The 22,009-nt window shown below is 59.2% G+C and carries 20 protein-coding genes; 7 read left to right on the top strand and 13 right to left on the bottom strand.

Translation table 11 applies throughout. From position 1 onward, the window contains the following. The first annotated feature begins 281 nt into the window (after window positions 1-281). Window positions 282-764, top strand: coding sequence for an acyl-CoA thioesterase (locus F8N96_RS24440; RefSeq protein WP_150765329.1), 483 nt, complete (start codon window positions 282-284; stop codon window positions 762-764). Between the two features lie 133 nt (window positions 765-897). On the opposite strand, the gene pdxY is transcribed toward F8N96_RS24440, so the two are convergent. Further along, on the bottom strand, window positions 898-1,770 hold the full coding sequence (gene pdxY, locus F8N96_RS24435) for a pyridoxal kinase PdxY (protein ID WP_150799985.1): 873 nt from the start codon (window positions 1,768-1,770) through the stop codon (window positions 898-900). Between the two features lie 116 nt (window positions 1,771-1,886). On the opposite strand from pdxY, the gene F8N96_RS24430 reads away from it, so the two are divergent. Further along, entirely contained in the window at window positions 1,887-2,300 is a 414-nt protein-coding gene (locus F8N96_RS24430) for a DUF3301 domain-containing protein (RefSeq protein WP_150765331.1), read from the top strand. Window positions 2,301-2,383: 83 nt separating this feature from the next. Here F8N96_RS24430 and F8N96_RS24425 read toward each other — a convergent pair whose 3' ends face one another. After that, window positions 2,384-3,349, bottom strand: coding sequence for a CobW family GTP-binding protein (locus F8N96_RS24425; protein ID WP_150799984.1), 966 nt, complete (start codon window positions 3,347-3,349; stop codon window positions 2,384-2,386). A 26-nt stretch (window positions 3,350-3,375) separates the two neighbouring features. On the opposite strand from F8N96_RS24425, the gene F8N96_RS24420 reads away from it, so the two are divergent. After that, a complete protein-coding gene (locus F8N96_RS24420; protein WP_150799983.1) occupies window positions 3,376-3,732 on the top strand; it encodes an NADH:ubiquinone oxidoreductase in 357 nt (118 codons plus the stop codon). Window positions 3,733-3,736: 4 nt separating this feature from the next. Here the strand turns inward: F8N96_RS24420 and F8N96_RS24415 are convergent, their stop codons facing one another. Both F8N96_RS24415 and zigA read right to left on the bottom strand, forming a co-directional pair. After that, window positions 3,737-4,411 carry a DUF1826 domain-containing protein gene (locus F8N96_RS24415; protein WP_150799982.1) on the bottom strand — a complete coding sequence of 225 codons (675 nt, stop codon included), beginning with the start codon at window positions 4,409-4,411 and terminating at the stop codon, window positions 3,737-3,739. Beyond that, on the bottom strand, window positions 4,411-5,619 hold the full coding sequence (gene zigA / locus F8N96_RS24410; protein WP_150799981.1) for a zinc metallochaperone GTPase ZigA: 1,209 nt from the start codon (window positions 5,617-5,619) through the stop codon (window positions 4,411-4,413). The genes F8N96_RS24415 and zigA overlap by 1 nt, the downstream gene beginning before the upstream one ends. Window positions 5,620-5,735: 116 nt before the next feature. Here zigA and folE2 point away from each other — a divergent pair, with 116 nt between their 5' ends. Together folE2 and F8N96_RS24400 are read left to right on the top strand one after the other, a co-directional pair. Further along, on the top strand, window positions 5,736-6,632 hold the full coding sequence (gene folE2, locus F8N96_RS24405; RefSeq protein ID WP_150800035.1) for a GTP cyclohydrolase FolE2: 897 nt from the start codon (window positions 5,736-5,738) through the stop codon (window positions 6,630-6,632). Between the two features lie 212 nt (window positions 6,633-6,844). Further along, window positions 6,845-7,750: a His/Gly/Thr/Pro-type tRNA ligase C-terminal domain-containing protein gene (locus F8N96_RS24400; RefSeq protein WP_150799980.1), complete on the top strand. Its 906-nt coding sequence runs from the start codon at window positions 6,845-6,847 to the stop codon at window positions 7,748-7,750. A 64-nt stretch (window positions 7,751-7,814) separates the two neighbouring features. Here F8N96_RS24400 and F8N96_RS24395 read toward each other — a convergent pair whose 3' ends face one another. Next, window positions 7,815-8,336 carry a DUF3617 domain-containing protein gene (locus F8N96_RS24395; protein WP_150765336.1) on the bottom strand — a complete coding sequence of 174 codons (522 nt, stop codon included), beginning with the start codon at window positions 8,334-8,336 and terminating at the stop codon, window positions 7,815-7,817. Window positions 8,337-8,467: 131 nt separating this feature from the next. On the opposite strand from F8N96_RS24395, the gene cls reads away from it, so the two are divergent. Further along, entirely contained in the window at window positions 8,468-9,907 is a 1,440-nt protein-coding gene (gene cls, locus F8N96_RS24385) for a cardiolipin synthase (protein ID WP_150799979.1), read from the top strand. A 31-nt stretch (window positions 9,908-9,938) separates the two neighbouring features. On the opposite strand, the gene cfaB is transcribed toward cls, so the two are convergent. From cfaB to F8N96_RS24355, 6 genes are all read right to left on the bottom strand, one after another. Further along, window positions 9,939-11,126 (bottom strand): C17 cyclopropane fatty acid synthase CfaB, encoded by a 1,188-nt coding sequence (gene cfaB, locus F8N96_RS24380; RefSeq protein ID WP_150799978.1) that lies wholly within the window; start codon window positions 11,124-11,126, stop codon window positions 9,939-9,941. A gap of 227 nt (window positions 11,127-11,353) precedes the next feature. Further along, a complete protein-coding gene (locus F8N96_RS24375) occupies window positions 11,354-13,264 on the bottom strand; it encodes a cation-translocating P-type ATPase (RefSeq protein ID WP_150799977.1) in 1,911 nt (636 codons plus the stop codon). Continuing rightward, on the bottom strand, window positions 13,261-14,319 hold the full coding sequence (gene hflK / locus F8N96_RS24370; RefSeq protein ID WP_150799976.1) for a protease modulator HflK: 1,059 nt from the start codon (window positions 14,317-14,319) through the stop codon (window positions 13,261-13,263). Before hflK ends, F8N96_RS24375 begins: the two co-directional genes overlap by 4 nt. Next, window positions 14,316-15,356, bottom strand: coding sequence for a protease modulator HflC (hflC, locus tag F8N96_RS24365; protein ID WP_150799975.1), 1,041 nt, complete (start codon window positions 15,354-15,356; stop codon window positions 14,316-14,318). Before hflC ends, hflK begins: the two co-directional genes overlap by 4 nt. Then, window positions 15,353-17,308 (bottom strand): SPFH domain-containing protein, encoded by a 1,956-nt coding sequence (locus tag F8N96_RS24360; protein WP_150800034.1) that lies wholly within the window; start codon window positions 17,306-17,308, stop codon window positions 15,353-15,355. The genes hflC and F8N96_RS24360 overlap by 4 nt, the downstream gene beginning before the upstream one ends. Before the next feature lie 124 nt (window positions 17,309-17,432). Further along, window positions 17,433-17,906: an Lrp/AsnC family transcriptional regulator gene (locus F8N96_RS24355; RefSeq protein WP_150799974.1), complete on the bottom strand. Its 474-nt coding sequence runs from the start codon at window positions 17,904-17,906 to the stop codon at window positions 17,433-17,435. Between the two features lie 145 nt (window positions 17,907-18,051). Here F8N96_RS24355 and F8N96_RS24350 point away from each other — a divergent pair, with 145 nt between their 5' ends. Next, on the top strand, window positions 18,052-18,681 hold the full coding sequence (locus F8N96_RS24350) for a LysE family translocator (RefSeq protein WP_150799973.1): 630 nt from the start codon (window positions 18,052-18,054) through the stop codon (window positions 18,679-18,681). On the opposite strand, the gene F8N96_RS24345 is transcribed toward F8N96_RS24350, so the two are convergent. Then, the gene (locus F8N96_RS24345) at window positions 18,682-20,817 is read right to left on the bottom strand and encodes a hypothetical protein (RefSeq protein ID WP_150799972.1); all 2,136 of its coding nucleotides are present in this window, start codon (window positions 20,815-20,817) and stop codon (window positions 18,682-18,684) included. Next, window positions 20,804-22,000 (bottom strand): DUF3142 domain-containing protein, encoded by a 1,197-nt coding sequence (locus F8N96_RS24340; protein WP_150799971.1) that lies wholly within the window; start codon window positions 21,998-22,000, stop codon window positions 20,804-20,806. The genes F8N96_RS24345 and F8N96_RS24340 overlap by 14 nt, the downstream gene beginning before the upstream one ends. Between the last annotated feature and the right edge of the window lie 9 nt (window positions 22,001-22,009).

The following is a 22,009-nucleotide window of genomic DNA, read 5'->3' as shown; positions in this document are numbered from 1 at the left end:
TAGGCTCCTTGGGTAGCGATTGCTCAATCGCCGGACGCGAGAAAGGTCTGATTGAGCAGAGGAAAAATCCGATTTAGATGTAGGAATTGCCTTCAGTGTGGGCATTTGAAGGGTAACACCGCGACTTCCGGCAGAAAGGCGGTGCAATATATGGAAACAGATCGTTGAGGCGTGACGGCGATCATCCGTCCGGCGTCCCGATAACTGTGGTTTGAAAAAACCGACCACGCACCCGCAGAGGTGCGCCTTTCCGAAAACCTGCCTTGACCCGTGAGAACGCTATGGAACCCGGAAACGCCCAGCTGTCGATGACGGTATTGATGACCCCCGACATGGCCAATTTTTCTGGCAATGTTCACGGCGGTACCCTGCTCAAGTACCTGGACGAAGTGGCCTACGCCTGCGCCAGCCGATATGCCGGTCGCTATGTGGTGACTTTGTCGGTGGATCAGGTGATTTTTCGCGAGCCGATTCATGTCGGCGAACTGGTAACCTTCCTGGCCTCGGTCAACTTCACCGGCAACACCTCGATGGAGGTGGGCATCAAGGTGGTGACCGAGAACATCCGCGAGCGCTCCGTGCGCCACACCAATAGCTGTTTCTTCACCATGGTGGCGGTGGATGACCAGCGCAAACCGGCCGCAGTCCCGCCGCTGCAACCGCAGAACAGCGAAGACAAGCGCCGTTTCATGCAGGCCCAGCAGCGTCGGCAGATCCGCCAGGAACTGGAAAAGCGTTATCAGGAAATCAAGGACGACGCCTGAAGTCTGTTATCAGCTTCAATAAGCTTTCGCGAGCAGGCTCGCTCCCACAGGGGATCTACGTCGTTCACTTATTCCGTGTCCGCTGTAGATCAATGTGGGAGCGAGCCTGCTCGCGAATGGCTCAACGCCAAATTCAGAGATTGATCGCTATCGCCTCGAACCGCACCCGCGGATGAGCAATGCGATCTTGCGCGCGCACCAGTTCCAGCTCGTAGCTGGCGCAGGCCTGGGTTTCCAGCAGCACTTCATGCACGGCCGACGCCGCGAATTCAAACGCCGCCACCAGGCTGTCGCCCAACAGGACGCGCGCCAGAAACAGCCCGGAGGTCAGGTCGCCAACACCCACTGGCTGACGAGGAAACGCCAACATGGGACGACGCAGGTGCCAACTACCCTCTCCCGTCACCAGCAGCATCTCGAAAACGTCCGCCGGCTTGCCGGGATAGGCCAGATGCTTGACCAGCACCGCCTTCGGACCACGCGCCAGCAGCGCTCGCGCCATGGCCAGACAATCGAACAGCGATTGCGGCCTGCGCCCCGAGAAGCTGTCCAGTTCCAGTTGGTTCGGGCACATGAAATCCGCCACGGCGGCCGCTTCTTCCAGCAGGAAATCGCTCACTTCCGCCGGCACACTGCACCCCTTCTCCGGGTGGCCCATCACCGGATCGCACAGATACAGCGCCTTGGGATTCATCGATTTGATTCGCGCCACTCCCGTCAGGATGGCCCGGCCCTGGGCCGCGCTGCCGAGGTAACCCGACAACACCGCATCGCAATTGCCCAGTTCGCCAATCGCTGCGATCCCTTCCACCAACTCGGGAATCTGATGGGGGGCCAGCACATCGCCGGTCCACTGGCCATATTGGGTGTGGTTGGAGAACTGCACGGTATTGAGCGGCCAGACATTCACCCCGACCCGCTGCATAGGGAACACAGCGGCGCTGTTGCCAGCATGGCCGAACACCACGTGGGACTGGATGGCGAGCAGATGGGGCGTACGTTTCATGCGGTGAGTTCCGTAAAACGATTGAAATTCAAGCCGCGCAGTATGCGACGAAACACAGCCTGTACGACAGACCGGCGACGCAGTTAAGCTGACACTATCTTGTTGGAGCCCCTTTGATGCTGACCCTCGGAAATATCTTCGTGCTGATGTTGCTCGCCGCCGGCGGCGCGTGGCTATGGCACAACCATGGCTTGCGTGAGCGCGCGCTGGAGCGGGTCATGCAGCATTGCAGCAAGCTCGGAATCGAGTTGCTGGACGGCAACGTGGCGTTGAAAAAAATCGCCTTCATCAAAGACGCCAACGGTCGGCGGCGTCTGGCCCGTGTGTATAACTTCGAATTCACCGTGACCGGCGAAACCCGTCATAACGGTACGATCACTCAATTCGGGGCCCACAGCGCACAGATCGAACTGGCACCCTATCCCATGCCATTCGACGATACGCCTGAGGTGGTCGACGTAGTGAAGCGGCGTGCCGAGGTCATCGAGTTGAGCCAGTGGCGACAGGAACACACCAAGTGGCGCCCATAAATCAAAAAATCGCAGCCTGCTCCTGCATGTTGAAATGCAATCACCGCAGGCTGCGATCTTTTGATTTTAAGATCTTTTGATTTTCAACTCGTACGGCACCCCGCCAAAGCCCTCTGCAGCGAATCAACATCCTGCGGCTCACTGAAAATCAGCTCGATCCGCGAATCCCGTCGCCATTCGCTAGTCCGCCATTGCAGCACCGAGTGATCCAGCGCATTCGCTGAAACCCAACCACCGACGCTGTGGATAACCAGCTTCGCCCGCCGCCAGGCAAGGCTGTCCAGCCAGCGGCCAACAAGCGCCGCATCGAATGCCTGACTCGGATGCCAACGCCAGCCAATGCTCCAGCCGCCCTCCTGCTCCTGACTCAGGCAAATCGGTAACGCAGGATCGCTCCAGACCGCCGGCATCTGCGCCAGTCCCTGGGGTATGCTGAAGTTATCCACACCCGCCACTGCCTGGGTTTCAAGTCCGGGTAATTCGCTCAATGGCAACACCGCTTGCTGCGTCCAGTACAACCGACGCGTCGGCAGTTGCGCGGCGATACGCTGCCGATCACCGGCGTCGAGATCTTCTGACTTGTTCAACAGCAGCAACCCGGCCCTGTTCAGGGTCTCCTGTTGCGTCGCGGGCAGCGGTGTACCGACCGCAAGCGCCTGGGCATCCAGTACCAGTACACAAGGCTGAACTGCCAGCACCCCTTGCCATGGCGCTTCACCCAACTGCCTGAGCAACTGCGCCGGGTGCCCCAGCCCCGATGGTTCGATGAACAACCGATCCGGCCGTGCCTTGCGCAGCAAGCGTCCGAGACCGATCTGAAACGGTGCACCATTCACGCAACACAAACAGCCCCCGGCCACTTCACCCAGTGCTATACCTTCGATGTCGCTGGTCAGCAGTGCAGCGTCGAGGCCGATCTGGCCGAACTCGTTGATCAGCACCGCCCAACGCTCGTTCGGCGGCCGCTGCGCCAGCAGATGCTTGATCAGGCTGGTCTTGCCGGCGCCCAATGGGCCGGCAATGACGTGGGTCGGGATGTTCTGCAACATGGTCGGTATTTTCTGGGAGGTAAAGAATGCGGTTGATGGGATTGTCGTTGCTGTTGGTACTCACTTCAGGCGAAGTGTTGGCTCAAGCATGTGTGGTACATAGTACGGCTGAACACCTGGACGTCAAAGTCTGCCAGCAGAACCGCACCATCCCCAAGCAACTGTTCGCCGACGGATTCTGTCAACCAAACCTGCCCGGACAGAAAGTCGAGGTGCAGTACGTCGACCAATGCCCAACCGGTGCCTTCGGCGTATGCAGCAACGCCCAAGTAGCCAATATGCCTTACCGCCAGGACATTCACTATTACGGCGTGGCCACCGATGCGGCGTACTTGCAGCCGTTTTGCGAAGCCCAGAGCCAGGGGACCTGGCTCAAGCCGTAAGCCGCTAGCTCAGCCAGTCGAGGGTGAGGATCAAGCGTCGTTCACCCGCCAGGGGCAGTGGTGAGCGATGAATCAGGCCGAAGCCTTCGTTGCCATGCCACTTCTCGCCCTTGAGCAGCGCCACGTCGCCGCAGTCGATCTGCTGAATCTGCGAGTCGACGTCAAGCTCGGCTTCAGGCTGGCCCAGTTTGCGGCGATCCATCACCCCTTCCTTCAGCCACTGGCTGCCAATACCAGCATAGGTGGTGATCAGCCGCACCGGCACATGATCCACGTGGAAACGCGGGCACATGGCCTTGTCCAGGGTTCTGAGGCGCAGACCAATGCGTTTGGCGCCCAACAGGCAGGCAAAGGCGCTGACCAGCCACGAAACGTCGGCAATGAAGCCTTCGTAGCCTTCAAGATCGCTGAAGCCCGACGCCAATCCTTGAAGGCTCGGTTGCGCGTCATCGTCAGCCAGTTCAAACGAAAGCGATTGCGCCAGCGGTTCGTTCAGGGACAACAGCAAGTTGCCGAAATCGGCGATGTGCGCCGGGAGCTGGCGATTCCATACGGCGAGGTTTACATCGTCTTCAAGGATTCTGATCAAGGTCTGCGGGGTGGCACCCTGATGCTGATGCAGGGTTCGACAGGACGTCTTCGCGAGCAAGCTCGCTCCCACAGGGTTCAGCGCCAACATCACGCAGCCTCCTCTTCATGCCAAGGGCCGAACGGATCGGCCAGCAGCCTCCAGCCCTCGACGCCCAACGCCATTTCATCATCGTTCAGCAAGCATTCATCGAGATCAGCGGTGAGTTGTGCGAAGTCGATGTTCTGGCCGATAAACACCAGTTCCTGCCGGCAATCGCCGACGGCGGCTGTCCAGTTTTCCATGATTGCGGCTGTACTTTGCGTGTCTTGCGGCCACTGGGTTTTCGGCACGAAACGCCACCAGCGTCCGGCGAAACCGTGGCGCATCAAGCCCCCGGCCTGGGACCAGCTCCCGGCATCCATGTGCTTGCTGGCCAGCCAGAAGAAGCCCTTGGAGCGCAGCAGTTTGCCGTTTACCCAGGGCCGGTCGATGAAGCTGAAGAAACGCTGTGGATGAAAGGGCCTACGCGCTCGATAGACGCTGGAGGCTATACCGTAGGCCTGGGTTTCCGGTACGTGTTCGCCGCGCAGTTCCTGCAACCAGCCAGGCGCCTGGGCGGCCTTTTCGAAGTCGAAGCGACCGGTGTTGAGTATCTTCTCCAAGGGGATTTCACCCATCACCATCGGGATGATTTGCGCCTGGGCGTTGAGCCGCTCAAGGATCGCGATCAGCTCCTGGCGCTCGCGGCTGCTGATCAGGTCGATCTTGCTGATCAGGATCACGTCGGCGAATTCGATCTGCTCGATCAACAGATCAGTGATCGAGCGTTCGTCCTCATCGCCCAATGTTTCACCACGGGAAGCGAGGCTTTCGGCGGCCTGGAAGTCGAGCAGGAAATTCATGCCATCGACCACCGTGACCATGGTGTCGAGCCGGGCGATGTCAGCCAGGCTCTGCCCGTCTTCGTCGCGGAAAGTGAAGGTCTCCGCCACTGGCAATGGCTCGGAAATACCGGTGGACTCGATCAGCAAGTAATCAAACCGGCCCTCCCTGGCGAGTTTGCCGACCTCTACCAACAAGTCCTCACGCAACGTGCAGCAGATGCAGCCGTTGCTCATTTCCACGAGCTTTTCTTCAGCGCGATTGAGCATGACGTCGCGCTGGACTTCGCTGCCATCGATGTTGATTTCACTCATGTCGTTGACGATCACGGCGACCCGCAGGTTGTCGCGGTTACGTAGCACATAGTTGAGCAATGTACTTTTGCCGGCACCGAGAAAGCCGGACAGGACGGTTACGGGGAGTCGGTTGGGCATTTGGAATTCCTCACAGGACGTACCCGATCAAATCGCCGGGCTTGAAAAAGGCGTGGTCGCACTTGATGTAATAACATAACATAGCATGCGAATCGACTTCCACGATGGACCCGCTCATGAACGCGCTCACTCTGCCGGATATTGCCGCGCAAGCCTCACGCCAAGCCCTGCCCCTGGAATGGGTGGGCATGCATGGCATAGCTCTTCCTGTTTCATTCGATGGCCAACGCCTTAGCGCAAAGGCCGATGCCGGCGTGAGCCTCGATGATGGCGAGGCGCGTGGCATCCATATGTCGCGGCTGTACCTTGCGCTCGAAATGCTTGAACGAGAGAACCTTACCCCTGGGTTGCTGCGGCAAGTCTTGCAGCGCTTTCTGAACAGTCATGAAGGACTGTCCACCAGCGCCTATCTGAAGATTCACACTGACTTGCTGTTGAAGAGGTCGGCTCTGGTCAGCCCACTGTCGGGCTGGAAAAGCTACCCGGTCAGTATTGAAGCACGATTGAAAAACGCGATGTTCCACGTGGAACTTAAAATCGACGTCGCCTATTCCTCGACCTGCCCGTGCTCGGCGGCCCTGTCCCGTCAGCTGATTCAGCAGCAATTCGTTGATGACTTCGCCAACAACACACTGCAACACGCCGATGTTTTGGCATGGCTTGGCTCCACCAAAGGCATCGTTGCCACACCCCATAGCCAGCGCAGCTCTGCGAAATTGGGCCTTCGTCTGGATGACCATTTGGACGAGCTACCGCTGATCGCGGCCATCAATGACGTGGAAGCGGCGCTCGGCACCGCCGTACAAACCGCTGTGAAACGGGCCGACGAACAAGCCTTCGCTTTGGCCAACGGTCAGAACCTGATGTTCTGTGAAGATGCCGCCCGACGCTTGAATGTGGCATTGAAACGCTCGCCTGGCATTAACGCGTTTCACATCCAGGTCATCCACGCTGAAAGCCTGCACGCCCATGACGCCGTCGCCGAAACCCGGTGGAACTGGGACGCCGAATGACCCGGACGAGACCTTTTGATACCGCTAATCGCGAAATCTACCTGCGTTGATAAAACCGCTATTATTTTTGGCAATGCGGTTATCAGCGAAAAATGCACGCCCCCTAGATAAGCAAATCGCCTGGCACGACCAACGTCTTAATGACAGTTCACAGGTTTGCGCCTAGCGTTTATGCGCTAGTGCATGTGATCGAAACCTTCGAGACACTGACCATGATCCGGATCACTTTGACTGATGGTTCAATGCGTGAATACGACCAGCCTTTGTCTGTGTCTGAGGTTGCTGCGAGCATTGGCGGTGGGTTGGCCAAAGCCGCTGTCGCGGGTAGGGTAGACGGTGTTCTGGTGGACTGTGCATTCATGATCGAAGTGGATGCCCGAGTCGGTATTGTCACACCGCAGGAGCCCGATGGACTGGAGATCCTGCGCCGCTCCTGCGCGCTTATGTTGTCGATGGCGGTCAAGCAGCTCTATCCGAGTGCCCAGTTACAGACTGGATCGGCGCTGGGCGATGGCTTCTTTTATGAGTTTTTTTACGAGCGCCCCTTATCCCTGGTTGACCTGGCCAACATCGAAGCGCGCATGAAGACGCTGGCGGCGACCAACCATCCGATCCGCCGTCGTAATCCATCATTGCAATCAACACCTGTCGAAACACCATCGCCGTACCTGCTGGGGGATTTCGAATGTGTGACTGTGGGCCCGCATGTTCCTGCAACCAAGGTGCTGCAGGCGTTCGCCCTGGACCACATCAGCGGCACTTCGCCACAACGGATATACGGCACCTGCTGGTCGTGCCAACAGGAACTTGAACATTGGCGCACACCGCCGCATGTGATTGTCGTCAGCATGGATGATCGCCAATTGGATTATGCCCAGTCAGTGACCGAAGCATTGCGCCGAAGTGGGGTGCGTGCCAGGGCGGATCTGCGCAATGAGAAGGTACGCCACAAGATTCGCGAGCACAGTCAGCACGTGCCGTATCTGGTCGTGATTGGCGAGAAAGAAAAGCAAGGCGGATTTGTCAGTGTACGTAGCCGTACCGGGGAGGATTTCGGCAGGATGGCGGTCGAGGGGGTCTGTGAATGGTTGATGTCTACCGGGCTTGGCAGAGCCTGAGCGAACGCCGCCGCGAGCAGACTCCCACCCGATCCTTGGGGGAGCGAGCCTGCTCGCGAAGCTTTTAGGCTCTGGGTTTAACCGTTCCGCAATCCTGCCCCAACCACACGGCGCGGGTATCGAGACTACCCTGCTGCTGAATACCGGTGGCGTTGAACGTGCCGTTGACCTTGGTGGTGAACTCACGATCACTGAGGAATGTAGCGACACCCGCACCTTGTGCTTTCGGACAGCTGAAGCGGAATTTCCACTGGTTGCCCGTACGCTCGGTAATTTCCTGTTTGCAGCCCGATTGCGGATCCGTCAGCGGGATGTTGTCTGTCTTGACCTGCTCAGGCGTCAGACAAGACCGTATCCCTTTTCCACCCATGGTAATGCCCTGCTTCTCCAGCTGCGCGCGCTGTTCAGGGGTCATCTGGCTCTGTATCTGCCCAAGGATCAATTGCAGGTCGGGCAGGTTCTGGTTATCGACTTTCATGTTGCTCGAGGTTAATTCCCACAAACCCGGCTGCAGCATCTGCGCCTGAGCGGCCACAGGAAGAGCCAAACCAAAAGCTACGGCCAAACCCAGCAGACGAACGTTCATCGAGTAACTCCTGATCAGTAGTGGCCATTAGACGTCAGCCACGGGCTTCGGTTCATGGGCCAATTAATTAGCGACATTTTGCACGGAACATGGTCTTTTAAGTATTGAATCTTCAGGAGCAAGGCTGCCCCATGGATTATTTTGGACCGCATGTTTTCGGTTATCTGATCGCCCTTCTGCACTCGTTAGGCATGATCGCCGCCATCCATGCCGTATTGACCGTTCGGACCGCCCAGGGCTCGATCGCCTGGGCCTTGTCATTGCTGTTCATTCCCTACCTGACGCTCGTCCCGTATCTGGTCTTTGGCCGTAGCACCTTCGATGGCTACATCAAGGCCCGGCGTCAGGCCAACGAGGAAATGCGCAAAGCCATTGCCGAGATGAACTGGCGACCCTGGGTCGAAGAGGCGCTGACCGCACGCGCTTCCAAAGCCTACGCGTCACTCAGGGCGATGCCGAAGCTGGGACGCATGCCATGCCTGGCCAACAATGAAGTGCGCTTGCTGATCAACGGACAGGTCACCTTCGACGCGGTTTTTCAAGCCATCAGCCACGCCCGGCAAGCCGTGCTGATCCAGTTTTTCATCATCCACGACGACCGCCTCGGCCAACGCCTGCACGCCTTGCTGCTGAAAAAAGCTGCCGAAGGCGTGGCGGTCTATCTGCTGTACGATCGAATTGGCAGCCACTCCCTGCCCCACAGCTACGTGCAGCCATTGCGCGATGCCGGGGTCGAGGTCAAAGCGTTTGCGACTCGCAGTGGCTGGCTCAACCGCTTCCAGGTCAACTTCCGCAACCACCGCAAGATAGTAGTCGTTGACGGCATTCTGGGCTTCGTCGGCGGGCACAACGTTGGTGATGAATACATGGGAGAAAAACCGCCTCTGGCACCGTGGCGCGATACCCATGTGCAAGTGCGCGGCCCCGTGGTGGCCTGCATGCAGGAATCCTTCGCTGAAGACTGGTTCTGGGCGGCCCGCTCCCTGCCACCGCTGATCTTGCCCGACGTTTATCCGGACGATGGCGTGCTCTGCCAATTGCTCGCCAGCGGCCCGGCCGATGCCTACGAAACCTGTTCGTTATTCTTCGTCGAAGCTATCCATGCGGCCACGGAACGGGTCTGGATCACCAGTCCCTATTTCATCCCGGACGAGGCAGTATTCGCCGCATTGCGTCTGGCGGTGCTGCGTGGCGTGGATGTGCGCATTCTGCTGCCGTCGCGTCCGGATCACCGGATCGTCTACGCCGCCTCCAGCCTTTATGCCTTCGAAGCAGTGCGTGCCGGTGTGCGGGTGTTCCGCTACGAGCCTGGTTTCCTGCATCAGAAAGTGGTGTTGATCGACAGTGAAATCAGCGCCGTCGGCAGCGCGAATATGGACAACCGTTCCTTCCGGTTAAATTTTGAAGTGATGCTGCTGACGGTGGACAGCGCCTTTGCCCTGGAAGTGGAACACATGCTCAACGATGACTTTGCCCTGGCCCACGAAATCGCCAAAGAAGAAAGCCGGGAGACCCACCGCTTGCAACAGGTCGGCATGCGGATCGCCCGGCTGATCTCACCCATACTCTAGGGGGCCGTTCTCAACTAATTGAGAACGCCCCCTAGGGGTTGTAAATGTCATCGCGGGTCCATGGCAGTTCATGGCTGCCATCGGCGTGGGCTTTCACCGCCAGGATCTGGTGCAAGTTAATCCAGCCCCTGGCGAACGCGTAGGCGCATCCCGCCAGGTACAGTCGCCAGATCCGTAGTGCCTGCTCAGGTACCAATTTGCCCGCGGCTTCCAGATTGTCTTCGAGCCGTTCGCTCCAATGGTCAAGAGTACGCGCGTAATGCAGGCGCAGACTCTCGACATCGACGATCTCCAGCCCGGCTTCGCTGATCTCGGCAGAAATCATCGACAAGTGCGGCAGCTCTCCGTTGGGGAACACGTACTTCCCAATGAAATCACCGGCACCGCGCCCCACTGGACGGCCATCGGTGTACTTGGCGGTGATCCCGTGGTTCATCACCAGGCCGCCCTCCTTCACCGCGCCGAACAAGGTTTTGCAGTATTGGGTCAGGTTGGCGTGACCGACATGCTCGAACATGCCCACGCTGACCACTTTGTCGAAGCGCCCGTCCTGAGGCAGATCGCGGTAGTCCAGCAGCTGCAATTCGATCAGATCATCCAGGCCTTCGGCACTCACCCGCTCACGGGCCAGGGCCAACTGTTCCGTACTGAGCGTAATGCCAAACACCTTCGCACCGAACTCCCGGGCCGCATACCGCGCCAACCCGCCCCAACCGCAACCGACATCCAGCAGATACTCCCCGGGTTGCAGCCGCAATTTGCGACACAAGTGGCGGAATTTGGCTTGCTGGGCTTGTTCGAGGGTCTCGCTACCGGTCTCGAAATAGGCGCAGGAATACGCCATGTCGCTGTCGAGCCACAGCTGATAAAACGCATTGGAAAGGTCGTAATGGTAGGAAATCGCCTTGGCGTCGGTTTCCTTGTCGTGAACGGTGCGAACCGGCTGACTGTCTTCGTCCTCATCCAATAACGCCTGACTCCACTCATCGCAGATGCGGATCACGTCACTGATGGAACCTTCGAGCTCCAGTTTGCCTTCGACAAACGCCGCTCCAAGCGCGTCGAGACTGGGGTGGGTGAACTGGGTAACCATTTGTGGGTCCTTGACCACAATAGTGACGCTGGGCGTCGGCCCCAGGTTGAATTCATGGCCGTCCCAGAGTCGCAGGCGTAAGGGTAACTGCAGATTCTGTAAGGCCGGTGGAAGTTGCGCGAGCATGGATAATCCCCCTTGTTTCAGACGTCTGATGAGAGGGTAGACCATCCTTGAAAAATAGCTGGCTATCGATTTAATAGCCGTTTCCTATAACTCACGGCGCTCCAACCAGCCGCCCAGAGTACATAAAGTGCTATGCCCTCAACCTAAATGACTACGAATTCGGTACACAGTTCTAAAAGTTGCTAACACCGTTCGTTCCCTATTTATAGCCCTGCATAACGGTACATTCAAATCTCGTCCTTCAGCTTGAGCAAAGGCTCTTGAAATCGCAGGAGCCGACCGGCATTACCCAACACCAATAAGGTGCTGAGGTTGTGCAACAACGCGGCAATCATCGCCCCCGCCGCGCCAAGCCAGCCGAATGCGGCGAAGACGACAATCGCGAGCGTCCAGCCCAGACCGATGATCACATTGACCTGCAGGGTCTGCCGGCATTGGCGGCTCAAGCGCACGCAAGTGCCAAGCCGACGCAAGTCGCTGCCGATCAGCACGATGTCGGCCGAGGCCAGCGCAATGTCCGCTCCGCCTGCGCCCATGGCAACACCGACGACACCCGCCTTGAGCGCCAGCGAATCATTGATTCCGTCGCCCACCACCATTGGCCTGAAACCGTCACCGATTTCTTTCAACACACGATTGAGTTTGTCCTCGGGCAAGGCCTGCGCTTCGACATCACTGATGCCAACATCACGAGCCAGCGTGTGTGCGACGCTCTGCCGATCACCGGTGAGCAATAACTGGCGTCCCAGTCCGAGTTCGCGCAATTCACTCAAGGCAAAACGCGCTTCGGGTTTGACGCTGTCGGCCAGCAACAGCCAGGCCAGGAATTCACCGTCAAGTGCCAGACCGGCGATCGGGCCATCGTGGTCGGGAACCATTGACGTGGGGATGCCCAATTGGGCGAACAGCTCCGGACGACCCAATGCCGCCTCGCCTTGCCCGGTCATCGCCACGACACCCAAGCCCTGACGTTCGCGAATGTCCGAGAGCAAAAGAAAATGCTCCTGCGTGACCAACCCGGCGAGCGCCCGGCTGACCGGATGACTGCTGGCGGAACCAAGACTGGCGGCAAGTTTCAGAACATGGCTGCGATCCTCGAGCGGGCTGTCGATGGATTGCAAACGCAAAGTGCCAAAAGTCAGGGTTCCGGTCTTGTCGACCACCAGCGAAGTCAGGTCAGCCAACTCTTCAAGAAACGCCGAGCTGCGGATCAAAATCCCGTGACGAGCCGCTACCGCCACCCCGGCAATCGCCGTGGCTGGCGCCGATAGCACCAGCGCACAAGGACAGGCCGCCACCAACACGGCGAGCATCGCCTGAGCATCGTTGGTGACGAACCATGTCACTGCGGCCAGCAGCAACACCAGTACCATGTAGCTGCCGGCGTAGCGCTCCAGCAAACGGGTGATCGGCGGCTTGGATCGCTCGGCGTTTTGCATGAGCGCGATGACTTTGCCAAGGGTCGATTCATTGCCGGTGCGGGTCACTTCGATGCGTAACAAACCATCGAGGTTGATTGCACCACCGAACACCAGCATGCCGACCGCTGCTTCCATCGGCACCGACTCACCGGTGATGGACGCCGTATCGAGACTTGCCTGACCGGATAACACCCGACCGTCCGCCGGCACCCTGTCACCGGCGCGAACCTCGACAATGTCAGCGCTCTTGAGCGTTGCGTTGTCGACTTCGACGATGGAGCCATCCGCCTGAACCTTGCGCGCATGGCTGCGAGTCAGTTTGCCAAGCGCGTGAATCGCCTCCTGTGAACCGATCACGCTGCGCTCTTCCAGGACATGGCCAAAGATCATGATGATCGGCAGCAATGCGGCAGTGAGCAGATCGCCGGTGGCCCAGGCACCGAGCATGGCCAAGGCGATCAGTTGATCGGTGATCCCATGCAGACTGGGGTAACGCAGGCTGTACCATGCCGAGCGCATCACCGGCACGGCTACCAGTAGCGAAGCAAAACCCAACAGCAATTGACTGACGCCAGTCTGCTCCGGCATTAACCAGCGCCAGATCAGTCCGAGAGCCAACAAGCCAAGAGCAAGCATCGCCAGGGTCAATTGGCGGGCGGCGCTGCGTTGTTCATTCGAGGACAACAGGCTCGGTGCTGCGGCTGTTGTAGTGGTCATTGTGCGGCTCCCTGAATGATCAGGTGTGAATCGTCTTTCGGATTGACCGTGGTCACTGAGCCAGCTTGCTCAAGAATTTTCGGCATCCGCTCGCGGTAGATGCGCAGCAGCATTTGTGGATCGCTGCCCCGCTGTTGTGCCGAGGCCAGACTCAATACAGTCGCCGTGTCGGCGGAGGCTTTAGCCAACCGCTCGCTGGCTTGAGCGTGGGCCACCTGAAGCGTGCGATCGGCTTGTTGGTTTGCAGTCTGGGTCAATTTCTCGGCCTCCGTGCGCGCATTCGCCACCGCTTTGTCGGCCTGCTGGCTGGCCGTCAGCACTGCGTTGAAAGCATTGACCGCCGGGCCTGGCAGACTGGATTGCACGTCGACGCGCGTCACTTCGATCCCAAGCCCCTGTCCTGTCGTGGTCAATTGCGCCAAGCGCTGATTGATGCCTTGTACCAGATCGCCACGCAGTCGCTCGCGTCTTTCGGCTGCTTTGTTGTCGGCACCGATCAGTTCCGGTCTCGCGACCAGAATGGTGTCCAGGTCTCGGGCGGCAGTGAGTGCCACGGCGCTGCGAGTGACCAGTCGGTCCAATGCCGGTATCACATGCTCGCCCTGAAGGACGAAGCCATAAGGTTCGGTGACCTTATAGAACACCCGCACATCCAGTTGCACCACGCCTGCGTCACCGGTCAAAAGATAACCAGAGCCGGCCAGCGCATCACTTAGCGGTGTGGCGAACGTGGCTACTCGATCGGCCTGCATGGCGACATCACTGCGCAATAGATTTTCAACTCGACGCTCGATCACTCGATCCGCAGCCGGCAACAAAATCACCTGCTCAAATGGCCGCGGCCAGGCCAACAACAAACCGCCGTTCTGGATGCGATCCAGCGCACCGAAGTGCAATACCACTGCCCGATTTTGCGGATCGATCTGGCGCACGTTGGAAAACGTCCAAGCCAGTGCGGCGAGTATCGTTACCGCATACAGCGCAAGAAAGGCCACTCGCCCAGCTTGAATCCAGGGGCTGTTAAGTTCATTTGTTCCACGTGGAACCAAACTCATGGCTGCGACCCGGTCTTGTTATCTAGCGTCGGCGGACCATCAACCAGTACCCGAAATGGCGCGGCGTCGGTGCGCAAAATCATTTTGGTATTGGGTGTGACGATAGTGCCCAGGGTGTCCAGGGAGCGCAGCAAGTTATAGAGCTGCGGCGAACCGGCGTATGCACGGCCGTAAATCTGCGCAGCTTCGACGCGGGATTGAGCTTCGATTTCAGCCGCCTTGACTGTGGCATCGGCCTGGACGATTCGCGCATCACGTTCGGCAGCGGAACGGATTTGCGCCGCTTCGCGTTTACCGATGGCTGTGCGTTCGGTGGCAATAGTTTCACGCTCGGCGCGCATCCGATCGACCGTGGCAGTGAGGGTTACCGATGGTAAAGTCAGACGCTCAATGCCAACTTGCACAACCCGCACGCCATACGTCGTCAGCAATTGTTGATCGATTTGCTGACGCAGCTGCGCTTCAAAGTCAGCAATGCGCACTTGGTTCGCATCGGTGTTCACCAGGTTGGCCAGATCAAAACTGCTGGCCGTGGTTTCCAGCGCCGAGCCGACAAAGGTGCGAATCTGCCGCGCCGCCTCGTCCGGCTGATTCTGCACGGCGCGCATGAAGCGTTGAACATTGTCCGGATCGCCTTGCACCTGCCACGCCACGTAAGCCTGAACGATAATGCGCAAACCATCGCGCGTGCCCACATCCTGCAAACCGCTGGAGGTCGTACGTAACCGCAGATCGACCGGGATTGCCGCTTCGAAGGGCGCCGGCCATCGCCAACCCAGACCCGGCTCCAGCAACACGCGCGACGGATTACCAAAACGCGTGATCACCGTAGCCTCCCCCGATCGCACCTGCACCAGGCTCGCGGCGGCGATGGCGAACGCCACTAGCAGCGCCGCCCAACCCATGCGGCGCCACGGAAACGGGCCAGTTTCCTGCTGCTCACCGTGGTGATGATGGTGATGTCCGTGGTGATGTCCGCCATGGCCGTGATCGTGACCATGGTCGCTATGGTCATCGTGAGAGTGGGACTGGCTCAATTGGCAACTCCTGGTTGAGCGGATTTACTCGGCGGCGCAGGGTCAGCCGGCGGGGCAAAAGTACGCAGGTCGATGGTCGGCGCATTGCTGCTGCCAAGACGATGATCGAGCACCAGTAGTCTGGCGTGGGCCAAGCCCTGGGAGAGCTGGCTGAAGTACTGTTCCAGCACAAAGGCCTGGCCGGCGCTGGCATAAGCCTTTTGTTCGGCGCCGAATTTCAAATCTGCCGCTTGCGCGGCGGCGTTGATTTCACTTGCACTGGCCGTCGCTTGGTCGCGAGCCATGCTGGCCTGCAACTGCGCCTGATGGGTAGCCTGCGCCGCTGCACCGCGTTCACGGGCGATCAATGCTTGAGCGGCAATTTGCGCCGCTTGCACCCCGTGATAGGCATTCGCTGCCCCCGCCGGCGGATGAATCGCCTCGACCACGGTGGCGAGAATTTCCACGCCACTGTTGAGTTTCTGCAAATCAGCCTGCACCGCCCGGCCAATCTCTTCGGCGAGCCCTACCCGGTCCTCGCCGAGCAAACCGTCGAGGGTGCGTGACGCGAAGTCGTGAACCAGAATCCGGCTGGCGGTGCTGCGGATCAGAGTGGGTACATCGGCACTGTTGTAGGTCGCAGCCAACGCCGCCTGATCGCTCAGGCCGATGCGGTAGACGAAACGCACGTCCATGTTGACGATCTGGAAGCTCTGTTTGTCGGCTCGGCTGCTGGCGATGACCTGGGATTTATCATTCACATGGCTCGCATCCCACAAGCGATTGGCGATCGCCGGCGCCGGACCTTCGGCGGGTTCGGCGATGATGGCTGATGCTGCTTCGCCAATACTGGTCGCCAACTCGTGGACCACGCCGTTTTCAACGTTCAGCACTCGCCCTAACGGCCAAGGTAAACCCGCGTGCAAACCAGGACCGAATACCTCCACAGGTTTGCCGAATCGCTCGTAGATGCCTCGCCCTTGCAGGGGAATTTCGTGAACACCGGTGAGCGACCACCCCACAATCGAGACCACTGCCACCACCGGCAAAAATGCCCGGCGCATGTAGGTGAAAGCCCAGATTTGCCGCAGGTCTATACCAAAGCGGTTGTGCAGTTCGTGTTGTAACGCCAGCAACGGCTGTGGTGGCCAACGCAGCATGTCGGCAATGAAGCTTCGCGCCAGCATCGCCGGTTCGAGTCGTTCACGCCGGGGGCTGAATAACGACAATACGGCGCGTAACAGCATTTCCAGCGCGACCAGGCCCGGCAACAGGCCGATCAGGACGGCCAGCCGCAACGGCCAGACCGAAGTCTCGCTGGCGAACAACAGGCACAGGGCACTCAGCACCAGACAGATGATTGCTACACGCGTCAGCTGAGCCAATGACCCTGCTTCGGGCCACTGGGCCAGGTTTTCCTGAGCCAGTTGACGCTCCAGCACCAGCAAACCGAAGGCCAGCAATAATGACAGTGCAGCACCGACACTGGCCGAGAAGCCGAGAGCGGCTGGTGGCAACGCAAGGTTCCAAGCCTGTTCAATGCTCAACAGTGTCAACAGCGCCCACCCGCCCAGCCACAACGTCGGCGCGCCAATCTGCATCAGCATTTTCAGCCAATGCTGATGAATACGATCCAGCAGCCGTTCGTACCATCCGTTTGGGCAAATCGCTTGTTCAATAACCGCCGCCGGCACAGACGGACTCATCGCTTGGGCGCGCCACTGCGTCACCCACCAGGCCGACTGAAGCCCGGCAACCAGCACCAGCAAACCGGCGCTTTGATGGGTCAGTACTGCCGCCCAAAGAGACTGCGGCGCGAACAGCCCGACAAAAAACGCCAGTACCAGCCCTATAGTCGCCAATGCTCCCAGGCCGATGGCGAGCTGTCGCAAGCGCCGGCCTTGAAACACTGCCTGCTGAAAGCGCGACAGCCCGGCTACCTCAGCTCCATCATCATCCAGATCGACTTGCATACCACCCCAGTGTTCAACTTTGCTCACATCAGTACGTTACGATATAACGAAATGGGTGAATTTTTTGTATTGTTTCGACATACGGGTGACGCTGGAACTGCGGCACGCGACGATCTGTAACAGTTCAGTCAGGTAAATGGCCCAGCGGTAACGCACCCGGGGTCTTCACCGTGTGAATAGCAAAGTTACTGCGGATGTCACTTACGCCTGGCAACTTCAATAACCGCCCGGTGAGAAACCGGTCATAGGCGCGCAAATCCGGCACTACCACTTGCAGCAGAAAGTCCGATTCACCTGATACCAGAAATGCCGAAATCACCTCGGGCAATGCCGTCACCGCCAGGCGAAAGGACTCCGCCTGTTCATCGTTGTGGCGTTCGACCTTGACCCCGACAAATACCGTCAGCCCCAGCCCGACTTCATCGCGATCAAGATTGGCCTGGTAGCTGCGAATCACCCCGGCTTCTTCGAGCATTCGCACCCGGCGCAAACAGGGCGATGCGGACAGTCCGATCTCGTCAGCCAGTTGCACATTGCTCAGGCGACCATCCCGTTGCAGCGCGGCGAGAATCTTGCGGTCGTAGGCGTCAAGTTTCATGTTTGGCAGATCCCGATGGTTCGCTCTTGATTTAGTAGCAGGTTATGCCAGCGGAATACGATTTAGAAGCAAACTACGCAACCACCTGCCCTGCTCCTCCGCCCTAGACTGAGCGTTCCGAATCAACGACAAAAGGCGGTGCAAGGTGGCAGGACTCTGGCTGTTTTTCATGGCACTGACGGTGGTCTACCTGTTGCCGGGCCCGGACATGATCCTGCTTCTGCAGACGGGTGCCCGTCAGGGTAAAGGTGCCGCGCTGGCAACGGCGGTCGGCTTGGGCATTGCCCGGGGTTGCCATGTGGCATTGGCGGCGCTCGGGCTGGCGACGCTGTTTAAAGCGGCACCCTGGACGTTCGATATCGTCCGTCTGGCCGGTGCTGCGTATTTGCTATGGCTCGGCATTCAGTGCCTGCGAACCACCATGCTGCCCGACCCGAACGATACAGACCACACCTGCGAAAAACCTCGTTGGCGCGCAGCTATCCAGCGCGGCTTGCTCACCAATCTGCTTAATCCCAAAGCGCTGCTGTTCTGCTCGGTCCTGTTGCCGCAATTCATCAATCCTGATGCAGGCCCGGTACTCGCACAGTTTGCGACCTTGGGCGTAGTACTGGTCGGCGTCGGCTTATTGTTCGACAGCGCTTACGCTCTGACGGGCGCCGCGCTGGGTCGCTGGCTGCAACGCAGTCCATCGGCCCAGCGTTTACAGCAGTGGCTATTCGGGAGCCTGCTGATCGGATTCGCAGTGCGGTTGACGTTCGTGCAACAGGCCTGATCAGGTCAGCGCTTTGCGCTTGCGACGATTGATCAGCACCAGGGCGATCGCTGTAAACATCACCACACCGCCCACTTGCAGCCATTTTTTATAGGGCCGTAGAGCCGAACGGACGGGCGCCACAGCCTGGGTCACGTAGCGTTTGTCGGCGTTCTGAAAATCCGGGTAAGGGCAGTTTTCACCAAAGAATATGGCCCAGGGCACATAGGGGCCTTCTTTGACGTAGCGTTGATAGAAGGCAGATTTTTCTTCGGCACCGGTATTCCAGCCCGCCACCGCGCACAGCACCGCGGCAAATGCCTGGCTGGTATGGGGCAAGTTATCGGCGGCGCGACTGGCAAATTCATTGGCGACATAACGATAGTGATAACGCTGATCGGGTTGGGCAGCGCTGGCCTGCTGGCGTCTGACTTCCTCTTCAGCCACTAACGGACCGACCTTGAGTTCGCTGCTTTCGAGACGGTAGTTGCCACCGAAGGTCGCATAATCCGGTGCCATTTCGTAACCCAGCAGCGCCATGCCATCGAAGCGGGCCAGTGTCGCGGCATGGTAGTACGCGAATGCCCGTTTGCCAGGCCACCATTTCGATTCAGCATCGTGGCGCAATGCCCCATACCACTTTGCCTTGGCCTGCAACTCGGCGTTATCAAAGTACGCTGGCGCTTCGTCGTAGCGCTCTTCACGCAGCAACCGCCGCCCCAGCACATTGCGCAATTTGGCCGCCACCGGCAACGGCACATAGTTGTCGCGCTCCTGCCGGGTCAGCGCAGGTGGCGCCGGCACTTGGGTATCGACGTATTGCTTGAGCTCATCGAGGGTCAACACCCGCTCGGCAACCGTTGCCGCGTCGAACCAATAAATGTCTTGGCTGCGATAGAGCTGATCGAATGCTTGCAGGTAATCCCCGCGTTGCAGCGCCAGGATCGCGCTTTCGCCCTCGACCCGGCATTTTGGCTGCAGGGTTTCGTAATCCCAATCCGGGGTGCGTCGTTCGCCCCAGGACTCATTCTGTGGGAAGGCTTGGGCAGCCTTGGCATAGGCCGCAGCGGCCGCAGTTTTATCGCCATCGCGCATGGCCAGTTTCGCCCGCAGCCACCAGGCTAGACCGCCATCGCCCGCGTGTTCAAGAAATGCCTTGGCACTGGCGTAGTCACCCTGCCGATAGTTGACCGCCGCCAGACGATCAGCGTTTTCCAGGCTACCCCGAGTGCTGTTTTGCAACAGCTTGATCAGCTTCAATTCGTTCGGTGGCTGTTCGCCGAATGACCAGCCCATCCGACTGATCAGCGATGCCGTTACCAGTTGCTGCACCGCTTTGCCCTTGAGCAACGGAGCCAGCTGATCTTCAGGCATCGCCGCCAGATCGTTCATCAACAGTTTCAGCGAGGTGTAACCCACCGCCGAACCGTGGAGGTTTTGCGTGGCATAGAGTTCGATGGCGCGATTCCAGTCACCAGCGCTGCGGGCTACGCGGGCTTCTTCACCGAGGCTGGCGACACCCAGTTCCAGCGGGTCGCTGAAGCCTTCGATGCTGAGCTGACGAGTGTGCTCGAAAGCCTTTCGCGACTGATCCAGCAGCTCAGGACCAGCATCCGCTTCGGCGCTCATGGCAAACAGCGCCCTGCCGGATGAATAAGCCGCCCAAGTGCTACGCATCGTTCTGTGGTCAGCCGGCAATGCCAGGACCTTGCGGAAATACTCGACCGCCAACCCAGGGTCGTTCGCATTGAACGCTACGGCACCTGCCAGATAGAGCTTGAGCTCGGCCGGCAGATCCGCGCCTTGTATCTCGACCTGACGGGCATCGGTCAGGCTGCGCAGCTGTTTCACCCGTGCCTGCTGCTCTGCCGTCAAACCAGCCTGCTCGGCATTGTCCCGCTGTTCGGCATGATCGGGCACATCACCATAGCCAACATTCGGATTGTAAGTGGCAGCCGTGACGTTCTTGAGCCTGGCGAGCGCATGCCCGAGGCGATTGATCTCGAAGTTGAAGTTACCTTCCGGCAGCTCCGCCAGCGACTGGCCACGGTCGTCCAGCAGGCGCATCGGGAAGTCCGGCCCGCAGGCCAGCGCCGAACCCAGCGGCAAGCCGAGACTCAGGCACAGCAAGTGACGGGGCCAGTTACGGGTGAACATTCGAAGCTCCTTGATCAATGTTTGCGCAGCGCGCCCAACCGATGGCGCGCTGTCCGCCGGCCGCTATTCGACCGTCATGCAGGCGCGTGAAGGTAAGCAGATCCGGGCTCTGTTGCAATGCATAGCCGGACAGGGCGTCGGCGCCGTCACAGCCCTGTACCGCCAGTGTCAGGCGTTCGGGCCAGGCGGTGTCGAGGTTGCCCTGATTACCGAGGCTGATGTCATAAAGGCCTTCTTTCGCCGAGAGCTTCAGCGTCAGGCGACTGTCGAGCGCATCGCCGCGCGCCACCGCGCGCAAGGTGGTCAGGCTCCATGCCCTGCGGTCGTTGGCCAGCGGCAGGCGAAACCAGACCAGGCCCGCCAGATGAGCCGGAGGATCGTGGCGTAGTTGTCTGCCGAGCTGGTTCAGTTGCTGCGGCTCGGCCAACAATTCCCGACGCGTTCCGCCTCGCTCGAGGGCCACTTCGCTTTCCACGAGCGGTGTGCCGTTGTCCCCCGGCAACAACGCTACGCCATAGGCCGGCAGCGCCAGATAAAAAGGTTTCGATGTGATGCGGCTCCAGGCCTTGGCCCATTTTTTGGCCTGGTCCGGGTCAAACAAGCCACTGCGTGGATCGCTGACCGCGTGCACCTGCAACACGCTGCTGTCGACTGTGGATAAGAGCGCCGGCAACTCGGAACTGTCGAGCCAGGAAGGTAAGGCAGTGATGCTCAATGGCAGTGACGCTGGCAGAACCGAGCGTAAATGCAGAAGAAACTCCCGATAGGCCGGTAATCGGGCATTGCCTGCATCGTGGTCGATTTCAACGCCGGAGAGGTTCAGTCCCTTCCCTTGCCACTCGTCGAGCACCCGCAGAATCTGCTCGCTAACTTCGTGCTGATCCAGCGACTTGAGCTGACCATCGAGACGAACCACCGCTATCAATGGTCTGCCGTCATCTTTGAGCAACGCCGGATCAATGCGCGCCCGGCTCCAACCCGCCTGCGGGAACGCTTGCAAGGCCAGCACCCGCAGGGTCGAAAAGTCAGCACGGCTCTCCTTGAGGGCGGCTTCATGTGCCGGGGTCCATTGTCGTTGCCAGACGTAGAGTTGCTGGTCCAGTGGCGGTGCGTCCTGTCGTTCGCAACCGTTGAGCAATCCCATCGCCGCCAGCAACACGATCAACCGAGTCAAAAAAACCATTAACAGCCT

The organism is Pseudomonas fluorescens, assembly GCF_902497855.1.
In the GTDB taxonomy this organism is placed as follows: domain Bacteria; phylum Pseudomonadota; class Gammaproteobacteria; order Pseudomonadales; family Pseudomonadaceae; genus Aquipseudomonas; species Aquipseudomonas fluorescens_BI.
The sequence above is the reverse complement of the archived record's forward strand: the minus strand, read 5'-3'. Positions and strand labels throughout refer to the sequence as shown.

Coding starts and splice junctions, on each gene's coding strand:
- F8N96_RS24440 (WP_150765329.1), top strand. CDS start 282: ATGGAACCCGGAAACGCCCAGCTGTCGATGACGGTATTGATGACCCCC.
- pdxY (WP_150799985.1), bottom strand. CDS start 1,770: ATGAAACGTACGCCCCATCTGCTCGCCATCCAGTCCCACGTGGTGTTC.
- F8N96_RS24430 (WP_150765331.1), top strand. CDS start 1,887: ATGCTGACCCTCGGAAATATCTTCGTGCTGATGTTGCTCGCCGCCGGC.
- F8N96_RS24425 (WP_150799984.1), bottom strand. CDS start 3,349: ATGTTGCAGAACATCCCGACCCACGTCATTGCCGGCCCATTGGGCGCC.
- F8N96_RS24420 (WP_150799983.1), top strand. CDS start 3,376: ATGCGGTTGATGGGATTGTCGTTGCTGTTGGTACTCACTTCAGGCGAA.
- F8N96_RS24415 (WP_150799982.1), bottom strand. CDS start 4,411: ATGTTGGCGCTGAACCCTGTGGGAGCGAGCTTGCTCGCGAAGACGTCC.
- zigA (WP_150799981.1), bottom strand. CDS start 5,619: ATGCCCAACCGACTCCCCGTAACCGTCCTGTCCGGCTTTCTCGGTGCC.
- folE2 (WP_150800035.1), top strand. CDS start 5,736: ATGAACGCGCTCACTCTGCCGGATATTGCCGCGCAAGCCTCACGCCAA.
- F8N96_RS24400 (WP_150799980.1), top strand. CDS start 6,845: ATGATCCGGATCACTTTGACTGATGGTTCAATGCGTGAATACGACCAG.
- F8N96_RS24395 (WP_150765336.1), bottom strand. CDS start 8,336: ATGAACGTTCGTCTGCTGGGTTTGGCCGTAGCTTTTGGTTTGGCTCTT.
- cls (WP_150799979.1), top strand. CDS start 8,468: ATGGATTATTTTGGACCGCATGTTTTCGGTTATCTGATCGCCCTTCTG.
- cfaB (WP_150799978.1), bottom strand. CDS start 11,126: ATGCTCGCGCAACTTCCACCGGCCTTACAGAATCTGCAGTTACCCTTA.
- F8N96_RS24375 (WP_150799977.1), bottom strand. CDS start 13,264: ATGACCACTACAACAGCCGCAGCACCGAGCCTGTTGTCCTCGAATGAA.
- hflK (WP_150799976.1), bottom strand. CDS start 14,319: ATGAGTTTGGTTCCACGTGGAACAAATGAACTTAACAGCCCCTGGATT.
- F8N96_RS24360 (WP_150800034.1), bottom strand. CDS start 17,308: ATGCAAGTCGATCTGGATGATGATGGAGCTGAGGTAGCCGGGCTGTCG.
- F8N96_RS24355 (WP_150799974.1), bottom strand. CDS start 17,906: ATGAAACTTGACGCCTACGACCGCAAGATTCTCGCCGCGCTGCAACGG.
- F8N96_RS24345 (WP_150799972.1), bottom strand. CDS start 20,817: ATGTTCACCCGTAACTGGCCCCGTCACTTGCTGTGCCTGAGTCTCGGC.
- F8N96_RS24340 (WP_150799971.1), bottom strand. CDS start 22,000: ATGGTTTTTTTGACTCGGTTGATCGTGTTGCTGGCGGCGATGGGATTG.